Annotated in this window: 26 protein-coding genes and 1 pseudogene; 14 read left to right on the plus strand and 13 right to left on the minus strand. The window is 49.7% G+C overall.

Annotated elements, in window-relative coordinates:
- Positions 1-235: 235 nt before the first annotated feature.
- Positions 236-526 (minus strand): hypothetical protein, encoded by a 291-nt coding sequence (locus ACY2RQ_RS16705; protein ID WP_490114134.1) that lies wholly within the window; start codon positions 524-526, stop codon positions 236-238.
- A 208-nt stretch (positions 527-734) separates the two neighbouring features.
- Here ACY2RQ_RS16705 and ACY2RQ_RS16710 point away from each other — a divergent pair.
- The 4 genes and pseudogenes from ACY2RQ_RS16710 to ACY2RQ_RS16725 form a co-directional block, all read left to right on the plus strand.
- Positions 735-1,057 (plus strand): annotated as a pseudogene (locus ACY2RQ_RS16710) (DUF808 family protein); the annotation flags it as partial.
- 1,161 nt (positions 1,058-2,218) lie between these two features.
- Positions 2,219-2,725, plus strand: a complete 507-nt coding sequence (locus ACY2RQ_RS16715) for a hypothetical protein (protein WP_490114135.1) — start codon at positions 2,219-2,221, stop codon at positions 2,723-2,725.
- Between the two features lie 70 nt (positions 2,726-2,795).
- Positions 2,796-3,749: an AEC family transporter gene (locus ACY2RQ_RS16720; RefSeq protein ID WP_490114136.1), complete on the plus strand. Its 954-nt coding sequence runs from the start codon at positions 2,796-2,798 to the stop codon at positions 3,747-3,749.
- Between the two features lie 119 nt (positions 3,750-3,868).
- Positions 3,869-4,510 carry a thiol:disulfide interchange protein DsbA/DsbL gene (locus ACY2RQ_RS16725; protein ID WP_490114137.1) on the plus strand — a complete coding sequence of 214 codons (642 nt, stop codon included), beginning with the start codon at positions 3,869-3,871 and terminating at the stop codon, positions 4,508-4,510.
- Positions 4,511-4,584: 74 nt separating this feature from the next.
- On the opposite strand, the gene ACY2RQ_RS16730 is transcribed toward ACY2RQ_RS16725, so the two are convergent.
- The 5 genes from ACY2RQ_RS16730 to lpxL form a co-directional block, all read right to left on the minus strand.
- Positions 4,585-5,037, minus strand: coding sequence for an Hsp20 family protein (locus tag ACY2RQ_RS16730; RefSeq protein WP_490114138.1), 453 nt, complete (start codon positions 5,035-5,037; stop codon positions 4,585-4,587).
- A gap of 142 nt (positions 5,038-5,179) precedes the next feature.
- Positions 5,180-5,689, minus strand: a complete 510-nt coding sequence (locus ACY2RQ_RS16735; RefSeq protein WP_490114139.1) for an 8-oxo-dGTP diphosphatase — start codon at positions 5,687-5,689, stop codon at positions 5,180-5,182.
- 113 nt (positions 5,690-5,802) lie between these two features.
- Positions 5,803-6,501 carry a hypothetical protein gene (locus tag ACY2RQ_RS16740; protein ID WP_490114140.1) on the minus strand — a complete coding sequence of 233 codons (699 nt, stop codon included), beginning with the start codon at positions 6,499-6,501 and terminating at the stop codon, positions 5,803-5,805.
- A 21-nt stretch (positions 6,502-6,522) separates the two neighbouring features.
- Entirely contained in the window at positions 6,523-7,194 is a 672-nt protein-coding gene (locus tag ACY2RQ_RS16745) for a hypothetical protein (RefSeq protein WP_490114141.1), read from the minus strand.
- 166 nt (positions 7,195-7,360) lie between these two features.
- Positions 7,361-8,377: an LpxL/LpxP family Kdo(2)-lipid IV(A) lauroyl/palmitoleoyl acyltransferase gene (gene lpxL / locus ACY2RQ_RS16750; protein WP_490114142.1), complete on the minus strand. Its 1,017-nt coding sequence runs from the start codon at positions 8,375-8,377 to the stop codon at positions 7,361-7,363.
- Positions 8,378-8,495: 118 nt separating this feature from the next.
- Between lpxL and ACY2RQ_RS16755 the strand changes: the two genes are divergently transcribed.
- Positions 8,496-8,651 (plus strand): hypothetical protein, encoded by a 156-nt coding sequence (locus ACY2RQ_RS16755; protein ID WP_490114143.1) that lies wholly within the window; start codon positions 8,496-8,498, stop codon positions 8,649-8,651.
- 27 nt (positions 8,652-8,678) lie between these two features.
- Here the strand turns inward: ACY2RQ_RS16755 and ACY2RQ_RS16760 are convergent, their stop codons facing one another.
- Positions 8,679-9,968: an NCS2 family permease gene (locus ACY2RQ_RS16760; RefSeq protein WP_490114144.1), complete on the minus strand. Its 1,290-nt coding sequence runs from the start codon at positions 9,966-9,968 to the stop codon at positions 8,679-8,681.
- A gap of 165 nt (positions 9,969-10,133) precedes the next feature.
- A complete protein-coding gene (locus ACY2RQ_RS16765; RefSeq protein ID WP_490114145.1) occupies positions 10,134-11,279 on the minus strand; it encodes a hypothetical protein in 1,146 nt (381 codons plus the stop codon).
- Positions 11,280-11,436: 157 nt separating this feature from the next.
- Here ACY2RQ_RS16765 and gorA point away from each other — a divergent pair, with 157 nt between their 5' ends.
- The gene (gene gorA / locus ACY2RQ_RS16770; protein ID WP_490114146.1) at positions 11,437-12,795 is read left to right on the plus strand and encodes a glutathione-disulfide reductase; all 1,359 of its coding nucleotides are present in this window, start codon (positions 11,437-11,439) and stop codon (positions 12,793-12,795) included.
- A 68-nt stretch (positions 12,796-12,863) separates the two neighbouring features.
- Here the strand turns inward: gorA and ACY2RQ_RS16775 are convergent, their stop codons facing one another.
- Positions 12,864-13,919 carry a class I SAM-dependent methyltransferase gene (locus ACY2RQ_RS16775; protein ID WP_490114147.1) on the minus strand — a complete coding sequence of 352 codons (1,056 nt, stop codon included), beginning with the start codon at positions 13,917-13,919 and terminating at the stop codon, positions 12,864-12,866.
- Between the two features lie 359 nt (positions 13,920-14,278).
- Between ACY2RQ_RS16775 and ACY2RQ_RS16780 the strand changes: the two genes are divergently transcribed.
- Positions 14,279-15,298 carry a LysR family transcriptional regulator gene (locus ACY2RQ_RS16780; RefSeq protein ID WP_490114148.1) on the plus strand — a complete coding sequence of 340 codons (1,020 nt, stop codon included), beginning with the start codon at positions 14,279-14,281 and terminating at the stop codon, positions 15,296-15,298.
- Positions 15,299-15,392: 94 nt separating this feature from the next.
- Here ACY2RQ_RS16780 and ACY2RQ_RS16785 read toward each other — a convergent pair whose 3' ends face one another.
- Positions 15,393-15,590, minus strand: a complete 198-nt coding sequence (locus ACY2RQ_RS16785; RefSeq protein ID WP_490114149.1) for a hypothetical protein — start codon at positions 15,588-15,590, stop codon at positions 15,393-15,395.
- Between the two features lie 134 nt (positions 15,591-15,724).
- The gene (locus tag ACY2RQ_RS16790; protein ID WP_490114150.1) at positions 15,725-16,807 is read right to left on the minus strand and encodes a hypothetical protein; all 1,083 of its coding nucleotides are present in this window, start codon (positions 16,805-16,807) and stop codon (positions 15,725-15,727) included.
- A gap of 255 nt (positions 16,808-17,062) precedes the next feature.
- On the opposite strand from ACY2RQ_RS16790, the gene ACY2RQ_RS16795 reads away from it, so the two are divergent.
- Both ACY2RQ_RS16795 and ACY2RQ_RS16800 read left to right on the plus strand, forming a co-directional pair.
- Positions 17,063-17,200 (plus strand): hypothetical protein, encoded by a 138-nt coding sequence (locus ACY2RQ_RS16795; protein WP_490114151.1) that lies wholly within the window; start codon positions 17,063-17,065, stop codon positions 17,198-17,200.
- 71 nt (positions 17,201-17,271) lie between these two features.
- Positions 17,272-18,096 (plus strand): hypothetical protein, encoded by an 825-nt coding sequence (locus ACY2RQ_RS16800; RefSeq protein WP_490114152.1) that lies wholly within the window; start codon positions 17,272-17,274, stop codon positions 18,094-18,096.
- A 62-nt stretch (positions 18,097-18,158) separates the two neighbouring features.
- On the opposite strand, the gene ispB is transcribed toward ACY2RQ_RS16800, so the two are convergent.
- The gene (gene ispB / locus ACY2RQ_RS16805; RefSeq protein ID WP_490114153.1) at positions 18,159-19,151 is read right to left on the minus strand and encodes an octaprenyl diphosphate synthase; all 993 of its coding nucleotides are present in this window, start codon (positions 19,149-19,151) and stop codon (positions 18,159-18,161) included.
- Positions 19,152-19,524: 373 nt separating this feature from the next.
- Between ispB and rplU the strand changes: the two genes are divergently transcribed.
- The 5 genes from rplU to ACY2RQ_RS16830 all read left to right on the plus strand — a co-directional run bounded on the left by rplU (position 19,525) and on the right by ACY2RQ_RS16830 (position 23,292).
- Positions 19,525-19,836 carry a 50S ribosomal protein L21 gene (gene rplU / locus ACY2RQ_RS16810; protein WP_490114154.1) on the plus strand — a complete coding sequence of 104 codons (312 nt, stop codon included), beginning with the start codon at positions 19,525-19,527 and terminating at the stop codon, positions 19,834-19,836.
- 32 nt (positions 19,837-19,868) lie between these two features.
- A complete protein-coding gene (gene rpmA / locus ACY2RQ_RS16815) occupies positions 19,869-20,126 on the plus strand; it encodes a 50S ribosomal protein L27 (RefSeq protein WP_490114155.1) in 258 nt (85 codons plus the stop codon).
- 84 nt (positions 20,127-20,210) lie between these two features.
- Positions 20,211-21,413, plus strand: a complete 1,203-nt coding sequence (gene cgtA, locus ACY2RQ_RS16820; protein ID WP_490114156.1) for an Obg family GTPase CgtA — start codon at positions 20,211-20,213, stop codon at positions 21,411-21,413.
- 18 nt (positions 21,414-21,431) lie between these two features.
- Positions 21,432-22,574, plus strand: a complete 1,143-nt coding sequence (proB, locus tag ACY2RQ_RS16825) for a glutamate 5-kinase (protein WP_490114157.1) — start codon at positions 21,432-21,434, stop codon at positions 22,572-22,574.
- 121 nt (positions 22,575-22,695) lie between these two features.
- Entirely contained in the window at positions 22,696-23,292 is a 597-nt protein-coding gene (locus ACY2RQ_RS16830) for a hypothetical protein (protein WP_490114158.1), read from the plus strand.
- 173 nt (positions 23,293-23,465) lie between these two features.
- On the opposite strand, the gene rpsT is transcribed toward ACY2RQ_RS16830, so the two are convergent.
- The gene (gene rpsT, locus ACY2RQ_RS16835; protein ID WP_490114159.1) at positions 23,466-23,732 is read right to left on the minus strand and encodes a 30S ribosomal protein S20; all 267 of its coding nucleotides are present in this window, start codon (positions 23,730-23,732) and stop codon (positions 23,466-23,468) included.
- Positions 23,733-23,750 lie beyond the last annotated feature (18 nt).

Below are 23,750 nucleotides of genomic sequence, written 5' to 3' on the forward strand. Positions count from 1 at the left end.
CAGGAATACCTGCCGGGGTTTTATTCTTTTTTGGCTATAGGAATTGTCTGGCAGAACCACCTGAATCACTGACTGAAAGCAGCCTTAACGCAACTTCTCAGAATTTTTAGGCCGGTTGGCTACAGCCCAGTAATATCAGGGATGCTGTTCATGAAATATGCACTTCTGCCTACGAAAAATGAGTAGTTACGCCTTAACTCTCGTTCCCAAACTGGAGCATGGGAACGAGTTATCCTCATGAACTTTCGGGAACACACCAAAGGGTGTCTCCCCAGTTACCCGCTTGCCACTGGCAATCAACGACGCCTGCCGCATAAGTATCGCAGTTTGCGAAGCACTCTTTATCAAACACCGGAGTGAAGACACCCGTGATATAGGCACAGGAAAAACCGACACTCATTTGGCCCCCTCTTTTCTTAATCATCCCATTCATCTCGGCAGCATCCTGGTCACACTGGCCACCGTAACAAACGATTGCGGCTGACGATAAGGCCAGAGAAGCAGCGATCAAGTATCTCTTTTTCACCACAGGACTCCTTCTTTTTTTGAAAATAACGCGAGATAAATGCATGGCTGTCAAAAGCCAACGCTAATGACATAACTCGTATAATCCTAGATTCAGCAGTTGGCCGCTCTGAGGTTTTCCAGAAAATCCGCATCCAACTGCTGAATCTAGGATAATAGCTTGCCTGCCGTGTAACGGCTTAAAAACCGCAGGCAGAATTATCTATAAGCTGAGCAACTTTCACTCTCGTTCCCACGCAGAGTCTGGGAACGAGTTATTAATGACTGATAAAGTCGCGGCTAAGAAGACCGCGGGGGTTCTTGGTGATGACCTGGCGCTGAATGCACAGCAAGTGACTGGTGTCAGCGCAGAACGCGAACTGCCGTTGTCTGGGCGGTGGCGAAAGGCTCTTTCATAAATAAGCTGATTCTTGTGCCGCTGGCGCTTCTGATTAGTGCCTTTATTCCCTGGCTGATTGTACCTTTGCTTTTACTGGGCGGGCTGTATCTCTGCTTTGAAGGGGCGGAGAAAGTGATAGAAAATTTGTTTCATCATGAACAGGGGAAAGGGTTTATGCATAGCCTGTGGCAGGCTGGGGAGTTTCAGGTACGGTTCTGGCAGCTCTTGTTCCAACGCTGGGACAGATGGTTATCGGTGTTGTTTCCGGCCTTATTGTTCTGGGCGCTGTTCACTGTAATTTCAGAGTTACCTGAATTGATCTGTATTCTATATCTGCAGACGCTCAGCAGTGCGCCGTTCCCAGGCATCCTGCCTTTCACGGCATTTGTGCATCATGCACGGCAATGAAGCATCATCGCTGCCTGTTCCGAAGGTGCAGAAGAATAAAAACAATCTAAGCTTGTGTCTCCGGTTCTGCTTTACGGAGGAATGTTATGTGGAAGCAGCTTATAACCTGTTTAGCTACAGTTCCTTTTCTTCTGCTTAGTCATGCTTGTGTGGGAGAGTACAGAAATGTGACGGAAACAGTCACAGTCACTGACGACGCAGATTATGGGAGCGATACTCAGCTATTGCTTGATACCTGTCTTCCGGATGGGGCAAAGTGTGATTACAATGGAGCGCCCCCATGTTCAAACTGTTGTCATAGCTCTAAATTTCATATCGGTACTTTTTCAAGTGAATGCACATCGGATTGTCAGCACGCCACCGGATGCTATTGTCACGGCAGTTCTGAGTGTAATAGCAGGCACTGTTGTGCAGATGGGCATTGCTGTTGAAAATTTATATCCTAAGTGCAAGTGCCTCGCCGTCAAAACTGTGGGGCAATTATAAATTTGTAATTGTGCAGATTAGATCATTCCAGCCCTGTTAATTGCTTAAAAGCTCGTAGTACTGATGATGGGGGGATTATTCTCCCCCGTTCTTTCAACGGACTCAAATAGATGTTTATCGATACTGCTCCGATGTCCAATTATAAATTCGCTATGATCGTTTTTTCCGGGCTATTCCTCGTCTGAGGCAAGACAAGTTCAGGAAATCTCAGGACTGGGGCAGGATATCATACCTTATTCTGGACTGAATCCATGTCCTCCGGCTCGGCGTTATGGCTGGATACTGTTCCCATTTTCTATTCGCCATGAAGCTGGTGCTCAGGGTAAATACCTGATGCATTGCTATATCCAGGCGTAATTTATTTGGGCCGGGTGATCTTGCAGTTTTCCTGATATTAACCCTGTACCAGATGGAGGTTATGTGCTGCTGTTACTTGCCCCTTTGTACAGCGTCTGTTCTCTTACCGTACTGATGTTTATGCCATATTTAGTGCTGGCTGAGGGGCCAGGAGGGGGAGAGTATGATGTGAAATATCTGTTGAGTACCAGTCTTTACACAAGACACTGGAAGCCCTGTCGGGAACATAATAACCATCAAAATCTTATTGGGCTTGAGAGGCAGTCAGGACATTCTTTCTGGGGGATAGCCTTCTTCAAAAATTCATTCAATCAGGATTCCCAGTTTGCTTACTGGGGAAAAGAATTTCATTTTGACAACCTGATTAAGGGATTGCGCTGCAAGGTGGATTTAGGGCTGCTTCATGGTTACAAAGACGAGTACAGGAATAAGATTCCCTTTAACCGTTATGGAATCGCGCCCGTTATTCTTCCGTCCATAGGATTTTCGGCGCGGTATCTTGATGTGGATTTTATCTTTTTGGGGACAAATGCTTTCACTGTCACAGCAGGTCTGCCATTGCGTTTTTGATGCCCGGCAGGACGGAGAGGCGCTATCAGTGCTATAGTGCCGCGCCGTCATCGCCGTCAGATGAGATCATATGCTGGAAACCCTGCTTTATACCGCAAATATTACCCTGCCCGTTTTTATGATGGTTTTTCTCGGGGGGGTACTGAAGCGAACCGGGTTTATTAATGAGGAGTTTGTCGGCGTAGCCTCAAGGCTGGTGTTTAATATCAGCATGCCAGCACTGCTTTTCAGCAGTCTGAGCCGGTTGGATTTGAACTCTGGCTTTCAGCCGGATCTCGTTCTTTTCTCTTTACTGGCGACTTTATTCAGTTTTTTCTGTGCCTGGTTGCTGGCTATTTTTATTGTTAAAGAACGCAGTGATCGGGGCATATTTGCCCAAGGGGCTTTCAGGGGTAACCTGGCGATTACCGGGCTGGCGTTCGCCAGCAGTATGTATGGGCCGGAAGGGCTTGGTATAGCGTCTCTGCTGATCTCTTTTATCGTGATTTGTTACAACATATTGTCCATCGTTGTTCTGGAATTTTATGCTTCTGGTTCAGGTGCATCAAAACTCACTGTGAAAACCCTTCTTCGCAGTATTTTTTCAAACCCTTTGATCCTGGCCATTATGATCAGCATGGCAGTGAATCTGGTTAAGCTGCCCGTGCCTGAGCTGGTGTATAACGTTGCGGGCTATCTTGCCAGTATCGCCTTGCCCCTGGCGTTGCTCAGTGTGGGCGCTACGGTCAGTTTAACAGCCATGCAGCAGGCCAGCTTAGAATCATTTGGTGCAGTGCTCTATAAAATACTTCTGCTGCCACTTGTTGTCACAGTAGCCGCTGTTTTCTGGGGATATCAGGGTAAGGTGCTTGGAGTTCTGTTTGTGCTGTTTGCCAGCCCAACAGCCGCGGCAAGCTTTGTGATGGCAAAAGCTATAGCGGGTAAGGGAATACTGGCGGCAAATATTATCGCCATTACAACCGTAGGTACGGTGTTTACCAGTAGTCTGGGTATTTTTCTGCTGAAGTATTATCAAATGATTTGAGCTTTTCCCTCATAAATTCTTTGTCATAAGGGGGCTGCTTTTCACCCCGTTGCTCTGGGAGCTTCCGGTCATTTCTGACACAATACGGTTTTTCTTGGAGCGAGACTGGAGTGACATTTGTGTTAAAAACTATAAAAGCTATTTTCCTTTTGGCACTTGTTATGCCGATGGCTGCTTTTGCGGCTGACAACTACCAGGAAGGTAAGCACTATTTTTTACTAGATAATCCGGTTCCCACTAAAAGTAAAGACAAAGTCGAGATTGCTGAAGCTTTCTGGTATGGCTGCCCCCACTGTTTTTCGCTGGAACCTGCCATAGAAGCCTGGAAGAAAACTCTGCCGGAGTACTCTTCATTCCGTAAGGTTCCTGCACTGTTCAGTGGTGAATGGAAAACCCATGGACAGCTTTATTTCACTATTGATGCCCTGAAACTGGCGCCATCTGTTCATGACGATGTATTCAATTCTATTCACAAGCAGGGCCGTCGCTTGAATAACCGTAAGGATATGGTGGCGTTTGTGGCTGATTATGGTGTGTCCGAGGAGGCTTTTGATAAGGCATTCAAGTCTTTTGGCGTACGCAACCAGATGCGTCAGGCTAACGCTGTAGTGCGTGGTGCAAAGCTGGTTTCTGTGCCGGCTCTGATTATTAATGGTAAGTACCGGACTTCCGCCAGGGATGCAGGCAGTAATGCCGAGATGTTTAAGGTGGCGGAATTCCTGATGGAGAAAGAACGTAAGCTGATGGCTGACAATAAGTAACAGCTTACCAATCAGTGCTCTTTTTTGACAAAGAGCACTGATTTTCAAAGATCATTCTGATGTCCAGGTACTTATCAGGCTGATTCGTTTTCGATCAGCTTGCCAGTGCTGATATTGATTTTACGGGGCTTCATTGCTTCGGGAACTTCCCGCTCAAGATCAATGTGGAGCAGGCCATTTTCCATGGTAGCGCCAGTTACACGAACATAGTCGGCTAATTGGAAGCGGCGTTCAAAATTACGTTCCGCGATACCCTGGTAAAGGTACTGACGCTCAGTTTTGCCTTCCGCTTTTTTTCCTTTTACCGTCAGCATGTTTTCCTGACTTTCGATATCCAGTTCGCTTTCCTGAAAACCGGCGGCAGCCATGGTGATGCGGTAGCTGTTCTCGCTCATTAGTTCAATATTGTAGGGCGGGTAGCCATTCTGGTTGCCGGAGGTGTTGATGTTTTCCAGCATATTGGCAATACGGTCAAAACCGATGGCGGAGCGATACAGGGGAGACAGGTCGAAATCGATAGTACGCATGTGCATATCCTCAATTGAGCAATATGTTTTAACTATGACCTTCCGAAGACAGGTCGTGTAGAGCGATCCTTTTATAAGCAATCGCCTTCAAGAACTTATATGGGGATGGAATCTTTCATATCAAGAGGGAGCAAAGAAAAATTCAGTTTTTTTCTTTTATCTGATAATCAAGCATTGTGTCACCATCAAAAAGGTAACGGCCAGAAAACTGTTTTCCCGCCAGTACCAGAGGCAGCCAGAGTTTATCATCAGCCCACATTTCTTTATAGGGAATCTGGTCCAAGGGGAACCACAGGGGAACGGCTTCATCGGTTTCTGTAGGTTCTCCCCGGTATTCGCTTGTAGAGTACACATGTACATGCACGGAGTAACCATCGGTAAACTGGAACAGATTTTCTCCATGATAATTAAGTGGTCCGGGGGTGATATGCAGCTCTTCCTGTACTTCCCGTATGGCACACTGTTCAGGTGTTTCTCCCGATTCCAGCTTGCCTCCCGGACCGTTGATTTTGCCTTCGCCCAGTCCGCGTTTTTTGCGAATAAGCAGAATCCGATCATTTTTAATAACAAAAACAAGAGTGGCAGGATCTTTTGCCTGCCAGTTGTTCCAGTTGATATCATCCAGACAGGCAGAGGGTATTGTGACGTTCATAGACATTTTATTTTCTGACGCAAATCTGGAAGATTGACCTTTGTGGGGTGGAATGTCCAGTCACAAGCCGAGAGTCAGAAGCTGTCTGAAAAGTAGAACTGAACGGCTAATGTCTAACCCTGACAAAGTGCCCCGTACCCTAAAGTGCAGCCACAGGTTGCCTGGTCGCTTATCAGAATGTCCTGCATCTTGTCTAAGGGAATCTTATTCCAGGTAAATCGCCATATACCCGGTGAAAAAGGCCCGAAGGATATATGTCTGGTCTGTCCCTCGTAGGTTAATGTTGCATTATTGCCACAAAATCCATTAGTAAAATGCATAGATAACCGGGCAATCAGACACTGTGCTGCGCTGCCGTTACCGGGCTTCGGGTTAATGGTATGCAAAAAAGGTAACTCCAATACTGTTTTATGGGGTTGCCCTCCTGGTAGTATTCCAGCAGTCACGCGCACCTTATCCCAGCCATCGTAAATATAGGAGTCATCAAAACCGGGGATACAACTGACTGTGATATTATATTCACCGGAGGGCAGTGTAATATCTTTTTTATCGTCCCGGGCAATATTAACTGTGGTTGCTTTTGTATTTTTACCTGAAACAGGCGTTAGCGTTACTGTTACTGTATGGGCCCGTGTTTCAGGAAAGGAACGATCTGGCTTTTGGGATACAAAAATAGTAACTTTTCCCATCTCCTGCAATTCGTCATTCTGTAACCCTTCATTGCTATGCCCTTTAACGGGTAACAGGAAGAGAGAACAGAAAAACACCATGTTATAGGACCATAGACGGATATTATCTTGACAGAAGTTCATGGAGTGCAACCATAAGTGTTGTTAATGACATGGACAGGTGTAACCTGAAGAACAGGGAGCCAGCATATTATTAATATTGTCAATTGAGCACGTTTTGCTTAAGGGGTAGGCTTTTTTATCCACATTGTAATTGATATAGCCCCAAGTGCATGTGTGCAGTGGTCCGCAACTTGTATCAGGAAAGGACGCATCTATATTTAACCAGCAATCTTTGTCGGCCTCTGCGTTTAATTTTTCTTTTATACAATTATCCAGCATCCCGCTTAAACCGGCTTCTTCGCGCGTATAGTCACACCAGCTCACAAGTTCAGTACCATGTACGTTGATGGTTATCAGGTCATCTGTCCCCACATGGATGTTTCCGTCACTGTCAAATCCATTTGAACTTCGACAAGTCGCAAAGTTTGCAATTCCGTGGTAAGGGTGAAATTTAAATGACATACCGGCCCTGCCTCCGCAGGCTGCTTTGGTAGAGCTAATCCCGGACAGAGCACTATCTGTTCCGGCTGTTTTTGGTGATGTATCGAAAATTGAGCCGGCTGCAACAACACTTGCACGATTGACGATACAGACATATCCCCCTTCAGCCTTCAAACAGAAAAGCAGCAGTGGCAGTACCAGATATACGGGCGATGTGCCGTTGCAGTTGGTCCAGCAATACAGCACAGCCTTTTTTAAAAGCATAAATAACATGTTCAACCTTGCGTTAGACCGATACAGGAGTATGGAAGTATAGATGAGGGGAGGTGTTATAAGCGTTGCTGCGGAGGAAAAGTAGACGGCTTCCTTCTATGGGAGAGCCTGACTTCCAGAGCGCGATTCTAAAAGCCAGGGGGCAGGATCTGAAACCAGTGAGGTTTTATGGCTTCTTTTTCTTCTTCTTTTTCTTCTGTTTTTTACCGTACAGGGAAGGTTCACCCTCAGGCCGGGTTTTAAAGCGACGGTGCTGCCACAGGTACTGTTCGGGGTGACGGCGAATAAACCCTTCGGCCAGCTGATTGATGCGCAGAGTATCGGCTTTGTTATCGTCTGAAGGGAAATTCTCCAGGGGGTCTGAGAATTCCACCACATAACGATTATCTTCGCCAATGTAATAGTTACCGGTAACTACTATGGACTCTGACAGTTTGGCGAAGTCTGAGGTGCTGGGAATGGTCGCGGCAGGAATGCCAAAAAATGGAAGAAAATAACTGCGTCGACGGCCCAGATCCTGGTCAGGCAGAATAATGCCAATTTCTCCCTGATTGAGGAAGTAGAGCAGGTCTTTCACCTGTTTACGGGGAATAAAACGGCTTTTGTGACGATAGCGATTCCGGCAGACGCCACTGATATATTCGTAAACAGGGTTGTCGTGTACCCGGTACAGGATATTAAAGGCAAAACGTTCGCCGGCAATACGGCAGGCCATTTCCACACAGGTCATATGCAGGCAGGTAATCAGTACGCCCCTGCCGCTGTCGATACACTTCAGTGTCTGGGACCAGCCCATGAAGCGGGTAATTCTTTTGATGCGCTTGCGGGATGAGAACCATGCGACACCGGGTTCCAGCAGGGCAATGCCAATCGCCTCAAAATTTTTCATCAGAAGCTGCTGACGTTCTTTTTCTGTTTTCTCAGGGAAACAAAGCTCCAGATTGCGTTTGGTCACGGCAACCCGGGAGCCGCCCAGTTTGAGAAACTGTCGGCCAATAAAGCGCCCGAGGGCCAGTACCCAGGGGAATGGCAGGCACCCAATCAGGAACAGCATGAACAGCAGAAGCCATAGCGGCCAGTGCTTCGGGTGCAGGTAGGTCAGCTTGAACTGATAAGACGTTGTGTAATCCCGTTCGCTGAACGGAATATTGTGATCAATCTCCGGATTCAAAACTGCACTCAAGTCTGAAAAATCATGAAAAGAACATTATACCGTAAGGATTGTCGTTGAGAGCCGTGAGTTCTGGGGATTTTGTATGTTCGTGTTACCGGTTTACTCTGTATTCCCTGACAGGAAATAGTTGCTCACTCCTTCGGAGAACATGGATACCCCTCCGGCAAAGGCGGAAACAATCATGGGCGGGCATCCGGGCGAAAGGCATGGCGGGAAGAAGGTGCTGGAGGTTGGAAAAGCCAGCCATGGTTCATCCAGAAATATTATTGGAATCTCTGGTTAAACCATGACTGCCAGGGGTCGTGTACTCTTAGACAATCATAAATTTGATAGCGAACAGAACGGACAGAACGATCATTGCCGGGCTGATCTCTTTATGGCGACCGGAGAGCAGTTTAATAGCAGTCCAGGACAGAATACCCAGGGTAATGCCGCTGGCAACGGAGTAAGCCAGGGGCATGGTCAGGGCCGCGACACCAACAGGGGCTACATCGGTGATGTCATCCCAGTTGATGGTCGCCAGACTGTGGGTCATCAGCACAGCCACAAAAATCAGTGCCGGTGCTGTAGCGTAAGCGGGAATAGCCGCGGCCAGGGGAGAGAAGAACAGGGCACAGAGGAACAGTACGCCGACAACAACCGCAGTCAGGCCGGTACGACCACCAACGGCGATACCCGCGCCACTCTCTATATAACTGGTGGTTGTGGAAGTACCCAGCATGGAGCCTGCAACTGTGGCGGTACTGTCAGCCATCAGGGCCTTGCCGATACGGGGCAGAGAACCATCTTCGTTCAGCAGTTTACCTTTCTGGGCGACGGCAATCATAGTGCCCGAGGTGTCGAACATATCCACAAAAAGGAAGGAGAACACGATGGTGATCAGGCCCACATCCAGAGCGCCGGCCAGGTCCAGTTCCATAAAGGTGGGGGCCAGGCTGGGGGGCATGGAAGTGATTCCGTTCAGCTCCACTTTACCGGCGGCAATGCTGATCAGGGCAACGGAGAGAATACCGATCATCACCGAGCCGGTAATGCCGCGGTAGTAGAGCGCGGCAATAATAACAAAGCCGAGACTGGCCATCATCGGGCCCCAGCTGGTCATATCACCCAGGGCCACCATGGTGGCAGGGTTATCCACAACAATACCGGCGTTCTGCAGGCCGAGGAACCCCAGGAACAGGCCGATACCCGCGCCAATACCACCCCGCAGGGAGAGGGGGATGCTGTTGATAATCCATTCCCTGATGCGGAACACGCTCATCAGGAAGAAGCAGATACCGGACAGGAATACCGCGCCCAGGCCAACCTGCCAGCTGTAACCCATCTGGCCAACAACGGTAAAGGCAAAGAAGGCATTCAAACCCATACCCGGGGCCAGGGCTACCGGATAGTTAGCGTAAAGTCCCATAATAAAACAGCCGATAGCGGCCGCCAGACAGGTGGCTACAAACACCGCCCCATGGTCCATCCCGGCAGCGGACAACAGGCTGGGGTTAACAAAAATAATGTACGCCATGGTCAGGAACGTGGTTATACCTGCGATAACTTCTGTTCGGACGTCCGTGCCGTTTTCTTTTAGTTTGAATATTTTTTCCATCATAGTGAGAGAGTTTCTAAGCGAGCCAAAAGATTCCCGGTGGGTGCCGGATTCACAATTCTGTAACTAAGAGAGTGCATAGAAAGAGAGTGTATAGAAGTCGTATATATAATGGTATCTGTTGTTATACCACTTGGTTTTACAGGTTTTTATAATCTGATGCGCTGTTCAGTTTGTGGCAGTGCTTACGGATTGTTCAGGTGTGGTGGGTAAAAACAGTTTTTCGCCAAGGGCAACAGACTGTGAAATAAGGGAATTTCCCAATGCGGAAACGGTGTTGGTTGTTAACCTCCAGCCTGCCATAGTGACCGCGCCCCATTCGGGAGCCGCTTCATCCAGGGACTTTAAAAGCTGCCAGCTGTAGTAGCCAGCTATCCCGGAAAGAACACCACCGGCAAGGGTGTGGGTAAACAGGCTGCGATTCACAATTAACTTGAGGAAAAGATGGCGGCGACTGGCCGGCGGCATAATCCAGTGTCCGACAAATCCAAGCAGCATACCGGTTAGTACATGGCTGACGACAGGGGCCATGCAATCAGGAACAGAAAACTGTTGGCCGGAGTTTAAAATTTCTGCTGCTTTTCCTGTCGAAAATGTATGCAGGCGATGATCCCTGTGAGTAATGTCCTTCTGCATTTTCTGCTCTTCAGACAGGTAGCTTTCCAGCGCGGTTGAGGGAACCATTACAGGTGCGTCTGACTGACGGGTATCCCCCAGCCAGATGTTCTGTGTGTCGTATTCCAGCCCCAGTTTCCGAATACCCTGGGCGGCATCTTTACGTCCGTGGGGGCTGAAAGCCACTGAATGCTGCCCATCAAAGCGGATATAACCCAGACGTTCATCCCGGTAGAGCAGGCTGTAGGGGGACGTGTTCAACTGTTGTTGCTCCAGCCAGTATTTCAGACCACTGTAGCCGGAAAAGCTGGCTACCCCGCACTGCAGATACAACCCGGATTTCAGCGGCAGTGCCGCTTTCAGGCAGGAGAGGGTTTTGCACTGGCTCAGGGTTCTTAACCACAGAGGGTTATCCGGAGGAAGGTAATCGGACAACCCGCCGAGAAATACCAGCAGCACTTTTTGCCAGCGCCTGTTTTTTTCATTGTTACCTTCTTCGGTTTGCGCCCTTTTCAGACTTTTGGCATCTGAAATAATATGTGTGTATGAGACAGTATGACTGTCGGATGCCAGTAGTCGCCTGGCCTCTGGAAGTGTTCTTGCTCCCACACATAATACGGTGGAATATTCCGCAAACCCGGCTGTTACCCAGATTCCTGATATCAGCAGGGCAGCAAGGGCTGTGTAAGCGGATTTCAAGGGAGAGAATCCATACTGGCTTCGGGACAGTAATATATAGGCGATGAATATTTACTCTGCCGACAGACACACCTTGGGGTTACAAAAGAGTATGATTGCAGCCAGAGGGGAAACATACTGTCATTGGTAAATCAGATTAATATCCGGGGGAAAAAGAATGAGTGATTTTGATTTCGACCTTTTTGTGATCGGAGCTGGTTCCGGTGGCGTGCGTGCCAGCCGTATGGCTGCGGCAACAGGTGCAAAGGTAGCTGTTGCGGAAGGTCGTTTTCTGGGTGGAACCTGCGTCAATATTGGTTGTGTACCCAAAAAGCTGTTTGTTTACGGTGCCCACTTTGCTGAAGATTTTGAAGATGCCCGTGGCTATGGCTGGACTGTAGAAGGCACCAGCTTTGACTGGCCCACTCTGCGGGATAACAAAACCAAAGAGATTGAGCGCCTGAACGGCATTTACGACAACCTGCTGAAAAATGCCGACGTGGATCTGATTAACGGCTACGCCAAACTGGTGGATGCCAACACCATTGAGGTTGAAGGCAAGCAATACAGTGCTGAGCGTATTCTGGTGGTGCCCGGTGCGAAACCATTTGTACCTGAATTTCCCGGACGTGAGCATGTGATCACTTCTGATGAAGCTTTCTATCTAGAAACCTTTCCCAGGAAAGTCGTTGTTGTGGGTGGCGGTTATATAGCTGTGGAATTCGCCGGTATTTTCCAGGGTCTGGGGGCGGAGACTGTTCTCTCCTATCGCCGTGATCTGTTCCTCCGTGGTTTTGATAATGATCTTCGGGAAACCCTGCGGGATGAGATGAAGGCCAAGGGTGTTGATCTGCGCTTTAACAGTACTCTAGAGAAGGTAGAAAAGGAGCGTGACGGTTCACTGACTATTGTCTGGGCGGATGGTTCCACCGAAAGTTGTGACACTATTCTGTACGCCACTGGACGTGTACCCAATACCGGCAATCTGGGCCTGGAAGAGCTGGGTGTGGAAATGGCCGGCAATGGCGCGATTAAAGTGAACGATAACTTTCAGACATCCGTACCCAGCGTCTATGCCCTGGGTGATGTGATTGACCGCTTACAGCTGACACCTGTGGCTCTTTCCGAAGGAATGGCTCTGGTGAATCATCTGTATGGTGATAAAGAACCTGTGAATATGGATTATGAGTATATTGCCTCAGCGGTATTCAGCCAGCCCAATATTGGTACTGTTGGCCTGACAGAAGAACAGGCCCGTGAACAGTACGGCAATGTGGTGATCTTCAAATCCCGTTTCCGTCATATGAAGCACACCCTGAGCGGTCGCCAGGAAAAAACCTTTATGAAACTGGTAGTGGATGGTGATACCGACAGGGTTCTGGGCTGTCATATGGTGGGTGCTGAAGCCGGTGAGATTCTGCAGGGGCTGGCCGTGGCCCTGAAGGCCGGTGCTACCAAGAAGATCTTCGACAGCACTATCGGTATTCACCCGACAGCGGCTGAAGAGTTCGTGACTATGCGTACGTCTTCTGCATAATCAACTGTGTTATTAAACGGGCGCAGTCAGTATTTGCTGACTGCGCCCGTTTTGTTTCTCAGATTCAATTAAGGCCGGGCTTCAAAAATCATATTAAATGGTGTTTCCGTAACCCGTTTAAAGCGTGTGAAGCCGGCTTCCATCACCACATCCTTCAATCGCTTTTCTCCCGCCTGAGCCCCCAGCCCCAGGCCCACTTCCTGGCTTAAGGATGCAGGTGTGCACACCAGAGTGGAAAAACAATAAAACAACCGGCTAACCGGGGTTAGATTATTTTCCAGAAAATCTCCGGCCTGGGGTTCAACAATCATCATGGTGCCATCAGTCTTAAGAGCATTAAGGGCGTGGGCTGCGGCACCCACCGGGTCACCCATATCATGGAGACAGTCAAAGAAGGTGATCAGGTCATAACCTTTGTCGGGTACATCTTTGGCGCTGGCAATATTGAAGCGAACATTACAAAGCCCGGATTTCTCTACCAGACGACCCGCTTCCTGTATGGATGGGGCATGCATATCAAAACCGGTAAAGGATGAGCGGGGGAAAGCTCTGGCCATTATCAATGTGGAATAACCATAGCCACAGCCAACGTCAGCGACTTTTGCTCCCCGGTTCAGCTTCCCGACAACCCCATCAAGGGCTGGCAGCCATTCCTGCACAAGGTGCCCTGAATAGCAGTTCCGCAAAAATTTTGCCGTTCCACAAAACAGGCAGTTACTGTGCTCGTTCCAGGGAATGCCGTCACCGGTTTTAAAAGTCTGTTCAGCTCTGTCGGTATCAGACGAGAGAACACTGATATTCTGAAATGCACCGATCATGCAGGTCGGGCTGTTCTCATCGGCAAACACGGCTTCCTGTTCATCGCTCAGGCTGAACATGGCACTTTCCGGATGATAGCTGATATACCCGGAACCAGCTTGGGCCGCGCACCACTCGCGGACATACCGCTCTGTGGTGTCGGTTCTTTGGGCGAGAACATGACTGGTGAGAGGGCCATGCTCCGCCAGGGTTTTGTAAAAGCCCAGTTTATCTCCTAAAACGACCAGGGGGGCGACAGCTGCGGCCCCCAGGTCATTAATCATTCTGTCCGCCAGAGTGTTCTTTTGTTGGTGGTTCTCGGCCATACAGGTACCTCCGGTAATGAGGATTTTCTGTTATCTGATCGTGTAAGATAGTGGCCGCTGAAGAAAGTGCCTGCCTGACGGGGAAATTTATTGTCCGTTGGCGTACAGGGGTCAGTGAACACACTGTGGGAGGCATTATCATCAGAGGTTTTTTGGGGCAGTTTCAGGGTGGATTCGAAAGTCATAACTTCAGCTTGTGCGCCTGATTCCGGATTATTCACCTACATGTTTATATGCTCACATCATTTGGGAGAGTGTCACTATGCGTAGAACTGATACTTATACGGATAGTACGGTGTCCTTATTGATGAATAGAATGAGGGTATACGCCATATTGATGTACGATGACGGAATTTTTTATGAAAACTGCACACAGGGACGCAATGGGTGGTCGAATGCCCCCAACAGACGACACCATAAGTTTGAATCGTCTGAACCTGAACCTGCTCCCAAGCCTTAAGGCGTTACTTGATACCCGCAGTGTGACAGAGGCTGCAAAACTGTTGTGTGTAACCCAGCCAACCATGAGCAGGAACCTGGCTCAACTGCGGGAGAGCCTGTGCGATCCTTTATTAGTCCGTACCGGAAATCGCACAACCCTTTCTGAAATGGCTACTCATATTCAGCCTCGAATTAACCGGCTGGTTATAGAAGCCGCCACTATTTTTGAAAATGCCACTTTTGATCCTGCGACCACCCACAGGCATTTTCGTCTGGCCGGAAACTACGGCTCGGTAGAAAATATTTTCTCGGATGCGATATGTGATCTGCACCGGCAGGCACCGAACTTCACATTTGAGATTGAGCTGCTGAATGAACATGTGATTGACAAGCTCCATAGCGGAGAGGTTGATCTGGCTCTGGGGTATGCCGGTATACCACCTTTGGGGTTGCGCAGTCAGGAATTTTTCCGCTATCGGGTGGCTTGCCTGATGGGTAAAGATCATCCCCTGGCGGACCGGGTATTTACCATGGAGGAGCTGAAAGAGTTCCCGTTCCTGATGCTGACATCCGGTTGTATGATGGCTCCCCAGATTCAGGATTTTCTTGATCGCTGGGGAATCTCTCCCAGGTTGATCAGCCCCAGTATGACTTCGGCCAGATCAATTCTGGCGAACAGTGACTATATTTGTTTGCACTGGTCCTTTAAGCATTTGATAGATGAGAGACTGGTTTTGCGTCAGGTGCCGGATTATGCCCCGGAAGTGGACTGTCGAATGGTTTGGCCGGAATACTGGAATGCCAATCGTTCCCACCGTTGGCTAAGGGACTGTATCTATAAAAGTGTCAGCGAAACCATGAATGGTTTCAAAGATTTTGTTCCAGTTGCAACTCATACCTGGAGCGCGGTAGATCATTATCAAATGGGGATGGTGTAGTCGTTAGATGGTGTAGTCGTTAAAAGACATGTCGGGTGAACAGAAAAAAGCGGGCTTCAAGAATAAAGCTCGCTTTTTTAAATTGAGGGGAGATTTATATTTGCCGGGGCTTGCGAGCCGGGAGTGACTCTTGAAGCTGTTTCATATCGGAAACGACTTTCTGGCAGCGGGCATTCTGTCTGGCCAGGTTTTCTTCAAGCTTAACCATTTGGGCGTTGAGTCGCCCAAGCTCTTTTAGTGCGCATTTTATCTTTTCTGTAGAAGTCAGCGGAGCATCCATACCCGGTTCCATAGCTGAACCCTTTTTCTCTGGCAGTTATTACAGCTTAGACCGGGATTGGATATTGCGGGTTAAAGGAAGGGACTGAACTATCAGGCTGAAGAGTAATATCTGGCAGCCTGACAATATAGAAAAGGCAGGGCTGATTAGTGGTAGTTGGGCTGGGTTTGTACCGGCATAGCGGACACCCGGTTGTTCAATTCACTAAGAAGCTTCTGAATACGGACTTTCTCAGCATTAATAATATCGCTGGTGCGGTTGGCACGGGCCTGCCGGTGACGCTCAACGGCTTTCATAATACGGAGCTCTTTTCCTGAAATAGCTCGGGATACTTCACTGAGGGTTGGTTTGACTTCACCCAGCTCCGACAGGCTTGTGTTGTGAGTGCTGTTGGCTTTGGATGCTGCCTTTTGCTCTTTAGCAGGCTGTTTTACCTGGTGGGGTTGGGCTTCCAGCTGGCTGGCAGCATCTGCATCGCCGGCAAGGACACCATCAACAGCTGCTGTGATGGCGGCCAGCTGGGCATTAATAGTGTCATCAATGCTCAGTTCCAGTTTGACAGTACCGGTTGTGCGGGAAGCTCGTTTACGATCATAGGAAGTGACCTTCTCAATGCTTTTTTGTTTTTCCTCTTTTGTAGCAGCAGTCAGATTGGCGTTGGCTGCGGCAGCTGCATGGATTTTCGTGGTGGTCTTATCGGCAGGCTTCGGTGTCGCTGGCTTGGGAACGGCGGTCTGAGGCCTGGACTCTGCCTTGATAACCTGGCCTTTTTCACCCCTTTTCTCGTTCTTTTCAGTTGACTCTTCCGGTTTACTCTGGGGGGAAGAGGTTGGCGTGTCGATAATGGAGTCATCATCAACATCGTTGTCAGAGGCAAAACCATCCAGTAGAGACAGCAGCTCTTTTTCGCTATCGGATTTACGACGGCGTACCGGTTTTTTCTTTTTAATAACAACGGTACTGGTTTTATGGCCGCGCAGGCTGATGGCGTTCAGGGTCTGAATGGCATCCTGCTCGAGCTCTGCAAGCTCGGCACGGCTTTCAGCCATATCATAGATTTCCCGGGTAAAGGAATCTTCGCCGTTGATGCGAATATCACAGTACAGCGGGTAATCAAGATTCTGTTCGGCAGCAGCCAACATTTTTTCCCATTGGACATCCAGGTCATTGCGGGTGGAGCCGACATAAACCTGGTTGGTAACAGTGTTGGTGACGGTGAAGATAATCAAGAGGCAGCAACCCGTTTTAACTGACAGAGAGACGCGAGCGGAGGAACTCGAGGCGCGACATTATAACGACCTCGCCGGGAGTTGGTAGCGTGGAATTCTTAGTATTTCACGAATTTTTTATCCTGACGCTTTTTGTGTGACTTTGATGCGGTCTGTCGTATAGAAAGTAAAGCGTTATGCAAGAGTGGAAGGGTTCGTTGTGCGACCTGTAGCAGCCAGGGTGACCTGATCTGCAAGGTGGTTGTGGAAACGCCTGTGAAGCTGACTGAGCACCAGAAAAAGCTTCTCAAGGAGCTACAGGGCACTTTCGATAAAAACGATGACAGGCACTCACCGAAGAAACGCAGCTTCTTTGATGGGGTGAAGCAGTTTATTGATTCCATGACTTCCTGAACGCGGCGGGTCTTTATTCAGTACAACAGGTGCCAGTGAGCTTGGTGCCTTTTTTTATGTGTCCCCTATAGGTGCTGTTATCTGGCTCTTTTACACACCAGCTACTATGTATGCCTTATCACTTAGCCTCTGAGTTAATTGATATGAGGTTTTTTTCTTCTATTGCTCTTGTGGTTTTTCTGGGTTTTTCGTCTTGTTCTTATGCGTCTTGGGAGAAAATGGCTGAGGTCATCAGAGGGTTGATTGCAGACGGAAAAAATGTCGCCATTATGACAATCAATATGCTTCGATACCCTCCCGGCCTTTATGAAAACAGCGAGATTAATCAGCGAATGCTTCAGGCCCAAGTGCACCTGATTGAAGCTTTTCATGACAACCCTCATGTGCAGTTTATTAATGTTAATGCCAAGCCTGCTCCCATAGGAGAGGAGCCACCTCTGTCATCTGTTGGAAAGTGGCTCAAGAAAATAGATACCGCCAGAATTTTGTTTACCCGGGGTTATGAAATTAATAACTATACTGAAATTTTTACTGATGTTCTGACTGAGCACGGGCACTTACCGAAAGGTTCAGACATGGAAGTGAAACTGGACGATGTTCTTGTGCCAAAGGATTTGAAGGATATAGTTCTGATGGGGTGCTCGGATAGTGCATGCCGCTCTGTTGCAGTGGATGCACTCATCTTCGATCAAAGCGGAAGACATATTTATGCTGACCCGGAGCTCAATATTTCTCAGACTGTTTTTGATGTCAGGAGAAAAACCCCTGTGCCTAAACGCATGAAAGAGTCGCGAGAAGACTGGGAGTCTCTTGCAAAGGACTACCCTGAACTGACAGTTATAAAAAATTCACAGGGGCCATATGCCACCTACCCTCTGGCCTGTGATCTTGATTAGTTTTTTATCTATTCTATTGTTTTCATTCATTGCATAATGTGGTATTTCGCGCAAAATAAGAGTCAGGACAGGCGGGTCACAGAGTATTCAGCCAGATCAATCAGTGCCTGACGGTGAGCGGAGTCGGGCAGAATCTGGGCAACGGTAATGGCCTTGTCTGCTTCTTCTCTGGCACGTTTTGAAGTGTAATCAAGGGCACCGGAATCTTTAACGGCCGCCATTACGTCATCAATGACATTCAGGCCACCTTTGCGGATGGCTGTGCGAACCAGTGCAGTCTGCTCTTTGGTTCCGTTTGCCATTGTATAAATAAGCGGCAGGGTGGCTTTGCCTTCCGCCAGATCATCGCCGACATTTTTGCCCATGGTCTCGCTGTCGCCGGTGTAGTCCAGCAGGTCATCAACCAGCTGGAAGGCCAACCCCAGATGGTTACCGTAAACCTGCAGGGCTTCGGTTTGCTCTTCTGATGCTTTGGCCAGCAGAGCAGCGGTATGGGTTGAGGCTTCAAACAGCATGGCGGTTTTGCAGCGAATCACTTCCATATAACGCTCTTCGCTGAGATTCGGGTCCCGAATATTCATCAGCTGCATGACTTCGCCCTCCGCAATTACGTTGGTGGCGTTGGCCAGCACAGACATAACGCCCATATCACCGATATCCACCATCATCTGGAAAGCGCGGGAATAAAGGAAGTCTCCCACCAGAATGCTGGGGGCATTGCCCCACTTGGCATTGGCTGTATCGCGGCCACGACGCAGGTCTGAAGAGTCCACAACATCGTCATGTAGCAGGGTCGCAGTATGGAGGAACTCAATAATGGCAGCCAGAGGGATCTGTTTCCTGTTCCCACTGTCCAGTGAGTAGCCACAGGCGCCGGCACTTAGCAGTACCAGCAGGGGGCGCAGACGCTTGCCCCCGGCGTCGATAATATAGTGGCCGATCTTTTCAACCAGCGCGACGTCTGAGTGCAGTTGATCCATAATGCATACGTTTACGGCTTGGAAATCCTTTTTGACCGTATCGTAGATACGTCGGACAGCGTCGTTCTGGGGCATTATTGAGTGTACTTATTGGCGAGTTGGGCGAAATCACTAACTTCGGGCGAATCGTATGGGGTGGTCACAGGGGTGTCAAGGAAATCCCCTATCGAGGGAGCCAGGGTACGGATTTATGGTGACTTATCCCCTTGGGCAGGAGTATGAGGGGGGCGGATGGCTTGTTTCATGGGCTTGCATTCTCTACAATATGCGGCCCGTTCTGAAAGTCCTGATAGTTGCCATTTTGTTATGGTCGGGTACAAGGGGCAGGTATCCCCAGACCCTGAAGGTTCCGGCCATGGGTGCTATCAACAGGAATACAGTCGGTTAACAGAAAACTCCGCACTAGCGGATGCCTTTGACAAAAAGGCCAGGATTTTCGGAGAGAAAAATGTACGCAGTTATTAAAACTGGTGGCAAGCAGTACCGTGTGACCGAGGGTGAAACCCTGAAGGTCGAGAAACTGGAACTTGCTACCGGCGAAACCATCAACTTCGACGAAGTGCTGATGGTTGCTAACGGTGAAGACGTCAAGATTGGTGTTCCTGTTGTTGAAGGTGCCAAGGTTAACGCTGAAGTCGTTGCTCATGGTCGTGGCAAGAAGGTAACTATCGTTAAGTTCCGTCGCCGGAAGCACCACCGCAAGCAGATGGGCCACCGTCAGTGGTTCACTGAAATCAAGATCACTGGCATCAGCGCCTGATACTGTTTGGTTCCTTAAGGGGAGATTGACTCATGGCTCACAAAAAAGCTGGCGGTAGTACTCGTAACGGTCGCGACTCGGAAAGTAAACGTCTTGGCGTTAAGCGTTTCGGTGGTCAGGCCGTTCTGGCTGGTAACATCCTGGTTCGTCAGCGTGGCACCAAATTCCACGCAGGTGAAAACGTTGGTATTGGCAGGGATCATACCCTGTTCGCCAAGGCTGACGGCAAGGTTGTTTTTGAAGTGAAGGGCCCGAAAAATCGCAAGTATGTTCGCATCGAAGCGGCCTAAAGGCACATAGCTTTAAAAAAAAGCCCCGCTTGCGGGGCTTTTCTGTTTATAAGGGGGTTTTAAAACTTCCTCGTGGAGGTAGAGATGAAGTTTGTTGATGAAGCCCATATCCGTGTCGAAGCCGGCAAGGGCGGTAACGGTTGCGTCAGTTTCCGCCGGGAGAAATACATTCCCAAGGGCGGCCCTGATGGTGGCAATGGTGGTGTTGGCGGCAGCCTGTATATGGTTGCAGATAATGACCTGAATACTCTGGTGGATTACCGCTACACCCGTCATTACAAAGCCAAGAACGGCGAACAGGGCCGTGGCGGCAACTGCAGCGGTGCTAAAGGTGAAGACACAATTCTTCGTGTTCCTGTGGGCACAACTGTGGTGGATGAAGACACCCAGGAAGTGATTGGCGATCTGACCAGGGTTGGCCAGAAGCTGCTGGTGGCCAAGGGGGGGCATAACGGTATTGGTAACACCTGCTTTAAATCCAGTACTAACCGTGCCCCCCGTGTCTGTACTCCGGGTAAACCTGGTGAGATTCGCAATATCAAGCTGGAGCTGAAGGTCATTGCCGATGTCGGTCTGCTGGGCATGCCCAATGCCGGTAAATCAACCTTTATTCGCTCAGTGTCCCATGCCAAGCCCAAGGTGGCGGATTATCCCTTTACCACCCTGGTGCCGAACCTGGGTGTGGTGAGTGTGCAGAAACACCGCAGCTTTGTGGTGGCGGATATTCCCGGCCTGATTGAGGGTGCCGCGGAAGGTGCCGGCCTGGGGATTCGCTTCCTTAAGCATCTGGCTCGCTGCCGTATTCTGTTGCACCTGGTGGATGTGGCACCGGTGGATGAGAGTGATCCGGTGGAATCAGCGAAAGCCATTATCCGTGAGCTGGAAGAGTTCAGTGATGCTCTGGCCCAGCGTGAGCGCTGGCTGGTGCTGAACAAGCTGGATCTGATTCCGGAAGACGAGCGGGAAGCCCTCTGTCAGAGTATTGTCGATGAGTTGGACTGGGAAGGGCCGGTTTACCATATTTCCGCAATCAGCAGTGATGGCACCATGAAGCTGTGCCAGAACATTATGACGTATATTGAAGAGCGCAATCTTCAGGAATCCCGGGACGAGAGCTTTGCCGAGGCGGAAGCCGAGCAGCGGGAGCGTATGGAAGAAGAAGCCCGGGTTCGTATTCAGGAGCTGGCGGAAGCCCGCCGTGCCCGTCGCCAGGCTGAAAAACTGGCAGCGATGGAAGATGACGATGATGATGACGATCACGATGTAGAAGTGTTTTACGTGCCCTGATCGGGAGAGGGAAAGGGTTTGAGTTCTCAGGATAAATCTTCGGAAAGAGCCCGTCTGTCCAAAGGCCGGCGCTGGGTGGTGAAAATCGGCAGTGCTCTGTTGACCGATAATGGTCGCGGGCTGAATGAAACCGGCATTCGCAACTGGGTGGCCCAGATGGCTGCCCTGCGGACCGCGGGTATTGAACTGGTGCTGGTGTCCTCCGGTGCTGTGGCCGCCGGTATGAGCCGCCTGGGCTGGAAAGCCCGCCCGTCGGCCATGCATGAGCTGCAGGTTGCCGCTGCCGTTGGTCAGATGGGTTTGGCCCAGACCTGGCAGAGTGCTTTTGCTGCGCATGATATGGAGACCGCCCAGGTTTTGTTGACCCATGCGGATTTATCTAACCGCCAGCGTTACCTCAATGCCCGCAGCGCCCTGACCACCATGCTGGGTCTGGGCGTGGTGCCCATTATCAATGAGAACGATACCGTTGTGACCGACGAAATTCGTTTTGGTGATAACGATACCCTTGGCGCCTTGGCGGCCAACCTGGTGGACGCTGATGTGCTGGTGCTGCTGACAGACCAGGATGGCCTGTTTACCGCCGACCCCCGTACAAACCCCGATGCCACCTTGATTGATGAGCGTCAGGCTTCTGATCCTTCACTGGATGATATGGCCAGTGAAGGAAAAGGCAGCCTGGGACGTGGTGGTATGTTTACCAAGCTGCGGGCGGCCCGTCTGGCAGCCCGTTCCGGTGCTTCCACCGTGATTGTTGGCGGGGCTATCGATGGCGTAATTGAGCGTCTGCATGCTGAGGAGACTTTGGGAACCCTGCTGCTGCCCGATGAGGAGCGTACCCTGGCCCGCAAGCGCTGGCTGGCGGGTCATTTGCAGATGAAAGGCCGTCTGGTGCTGGATGCCGGCGCTGTGCGGGCGCTGCAGAAAAGTGGTTCCAGTTTGCTGCCCGTAGGTGTCCGTAAAGTCGAAGGGCATTTCCAGCGTGGGGAAATGGTGGCCTGTGTGGATGATTCCGGCAGGGAGGTGGCCCGTGGGCTGGTCAATTATTCCTCTCCGGATGTTGGAAAGGTGCTGGGGCAGCCCAGTCATCAAATGGCCTTGATTCTTGGTTTTGCCGGTGAGCCAGAGCTGGTTCACCGGGATAATATGGTGCTGGTTTAGAGGAGCATGAATTGTAATCCGCTGGCAGTGTGCAGAGTGAGAGTGAGAGCGGCAGAGTGAAAGTCCGGAGATGAGGGTTATACTCCCAACCTGTTTGGTCTGTTGTGGAGGTATTGGTATTATGCGTAATAATATGCAGAAGGGTGAAAGGCAGGAAAGGCAGATGATAGTGCAGCGTGTCTCTGTCTTTTTGGCGGCAACCTTGTTTATCTCTGTACAGGTTCATGCAGGTACCGGAGATTATTCACGCCCGTACAGTACACCAACCGGTGTTAATTTTACCTGCGCGTTTGATATACCGGCTAACCCTGACATCACTAATCCTTATCCTGAAAGGGATACTGTTTATAGACATACATGCACCTATAACATAAAGGACAGCCGTCTCAATTATACCGGTCTGAATACCTTTTGGGTCAGCGCTACCTGTATAGGCAATAGAGATTCAGCTGGATTTAAACGGTTGGAGCAGGAGTGTCGCTGGCGTGAACCGGATGCTCGGGATAACGTGAGTGGTATGTTTTCCGTGCCAACATTGTCTTTTGTTGATACCAAGAGTGTGGTGCTTTATACGACGGAGCCTGATAGTAGTGGCCCCTGTCCTAAAGGTATTCCTCATTGTGTTACTGGCACTGTTGGCCAAAGCAGCACGAACTGGAGTGTCAATTACACAACGATTCTTGTGAAGTCAGTGGTCTGTGATGTCATTTGTGGTTGAAAGATTGTATGGCGATAAACAGGACGGGTGGAGTAATATGGCCAGAGTGTCGTAGTTTGTGTACGGGTGTTGCCGCATTGCCTGCTGGGTCTTGGTGGCAGGGGAGTGATGGTAGTAGGGAAACAATAAAAAGGAGCCTTTCGGCTCCTTTTTGGTAAAGCTGGCAGTGGCTATTAAGCAGCCAGAGCTTTTACCCTGGCGTTCAGACGGCTCTTATGGCGAGCAGCCTTGTTCTTGTGGATCAGGCCCTTATCAGCCATGCGGTCGATAACCGGAACAGCAGCAGCGTAAGTAGCCTTGGCAGCTTCAATGTCCTTGGCTTCTATAGCGGCGATTACCTTCTTAATGTAGGTACGAACCATGGAACGCTGGCTGGCGTTGTGCTGACGACGCTTTTCTTGAGTGCGTGCACGCTTCCTGGCGGAGGGAGAGTTGGCCATCTGGGTTGCTCCTCGAAA

Source organism: Parendozoicomonas sp. 209JJ7-1, assembly GCF_058147085.1.

Excerpts from the sequence above, each read along its gene's own strand:
- ACY2RQ_RS16735 (WP_490114139.1), bottom strand. The coding sequence starts at position 5,689 with ATGAACGTCACAATACCCTCTGCCTGTCTGGATGATATCAACTGGAAC.
- rpsT (WP_490114159.1), bottom strand. The coding sequence starts at position 23,732 with ATGGCCAACTCTCCCTCCGCCAGGAAGCGTGCACGCACTCAAGAAAAG.
- ACY2RQ_RS16775 (WP_490114147.1), bottom strand. The coding sequence starts at position 13,919 with ATGGCCGAGAACCACCAACAAAAGAACACTCTGGCGGACAGAATGATT.
- rpmA (WP_490114155.1), top strand. The coding sequence starts at position 19,869 with ATGGCTCACAAAAAAGCTGGCGGTAGTACTCGTAACGGTCGCGACTCG.
- gorA (WP_490114146.1), top strand. The coding sequence starts at position 11,437 with ATGAGTGATTTTGATTTCGACCTTTTTGTGATCGGAGCTGGTTCCGGT.
- cgtA (WP_490114156.1), top strand. The coding sequence starts at position 20,211 with ATGAAGTTTGTTGATGAAGCCCATATCCGTGTCGAAGCCGGCAAGGGC.
- ACY2RQ_RS16760 (WP_490114144.1), bottom strand. The coding sequence starts at position 9,968 with ATGATGGAAAAAATATTCAAACTAAAAGAAAACGGCACGGACGTCCGA.
- ACY2RQ_RS16740 (WP_490114140.1), bottom strand. The coding sequence starts at position 6,501 with ATGAACTTCTGTCAAGATAATATCCGTCTATGGTCCTATAACATGGTG.
- ACY2RQ_RS16720 (WP_490114136.1), top strand. The coding sequence starts at position 2,796 with ATGCTGGAAACCCTGCTTTATACCGCAAATATTACCCTGCCCGTTTTT.
- ACY2RQ_RS16785 (WP_490114149.1), bottom strand. The coding sequence starts at position 15,590 with ATGGAACCGGGTATGGATGCTCCGCTGACTTCTACAGAAAAGATAAAA.
- ACY2RQ_RS16730 (WP_490114138.1), bottom strand. The coding sequence starts at position 5,037 with ATGCGTACTATCGATTTCGACCTGTCTCCCCTGTATCGCTCCGCCATC.
- ACY2RQ_RS16830 (WP_490114158.1), top strand. The coding sequence starts at position 22,696 with ATGCGTAATAATATGCAGAAGGGTGAAAGGCAGGAAAGGCAGATGATA.
- ACY2RQ_RS16745 (WP_490114141.1), bottom strand. The coding sequence starts at position 7,194 with ATGTTATTTATGCTTTTAAAAAAGGCTGTGCTGTATTGCTGGACCAAC.
- ACY2RQ_RS16780 (WP_490114148.1), top strand. The coding sequence starts at position 14,279 with ATGAAAACTGCACACAGGGACGCAATGGGTGGTCGAATGCCCCCAACA.
- rplU (WP_490114154.1), top strand. The coding sequence starts at position 19,525 with ATGTACGCAGTTATTAAAACTGGTGGCAAGCAGTACCGTGTGACCGAG.
- ispB (WP_490114153.1), bottom strand. The coding sequence starts at position 19,151 with ATGCCCCAGAACGACGCTGTCCGACGTATCTACGATACGGTCAAAAAG.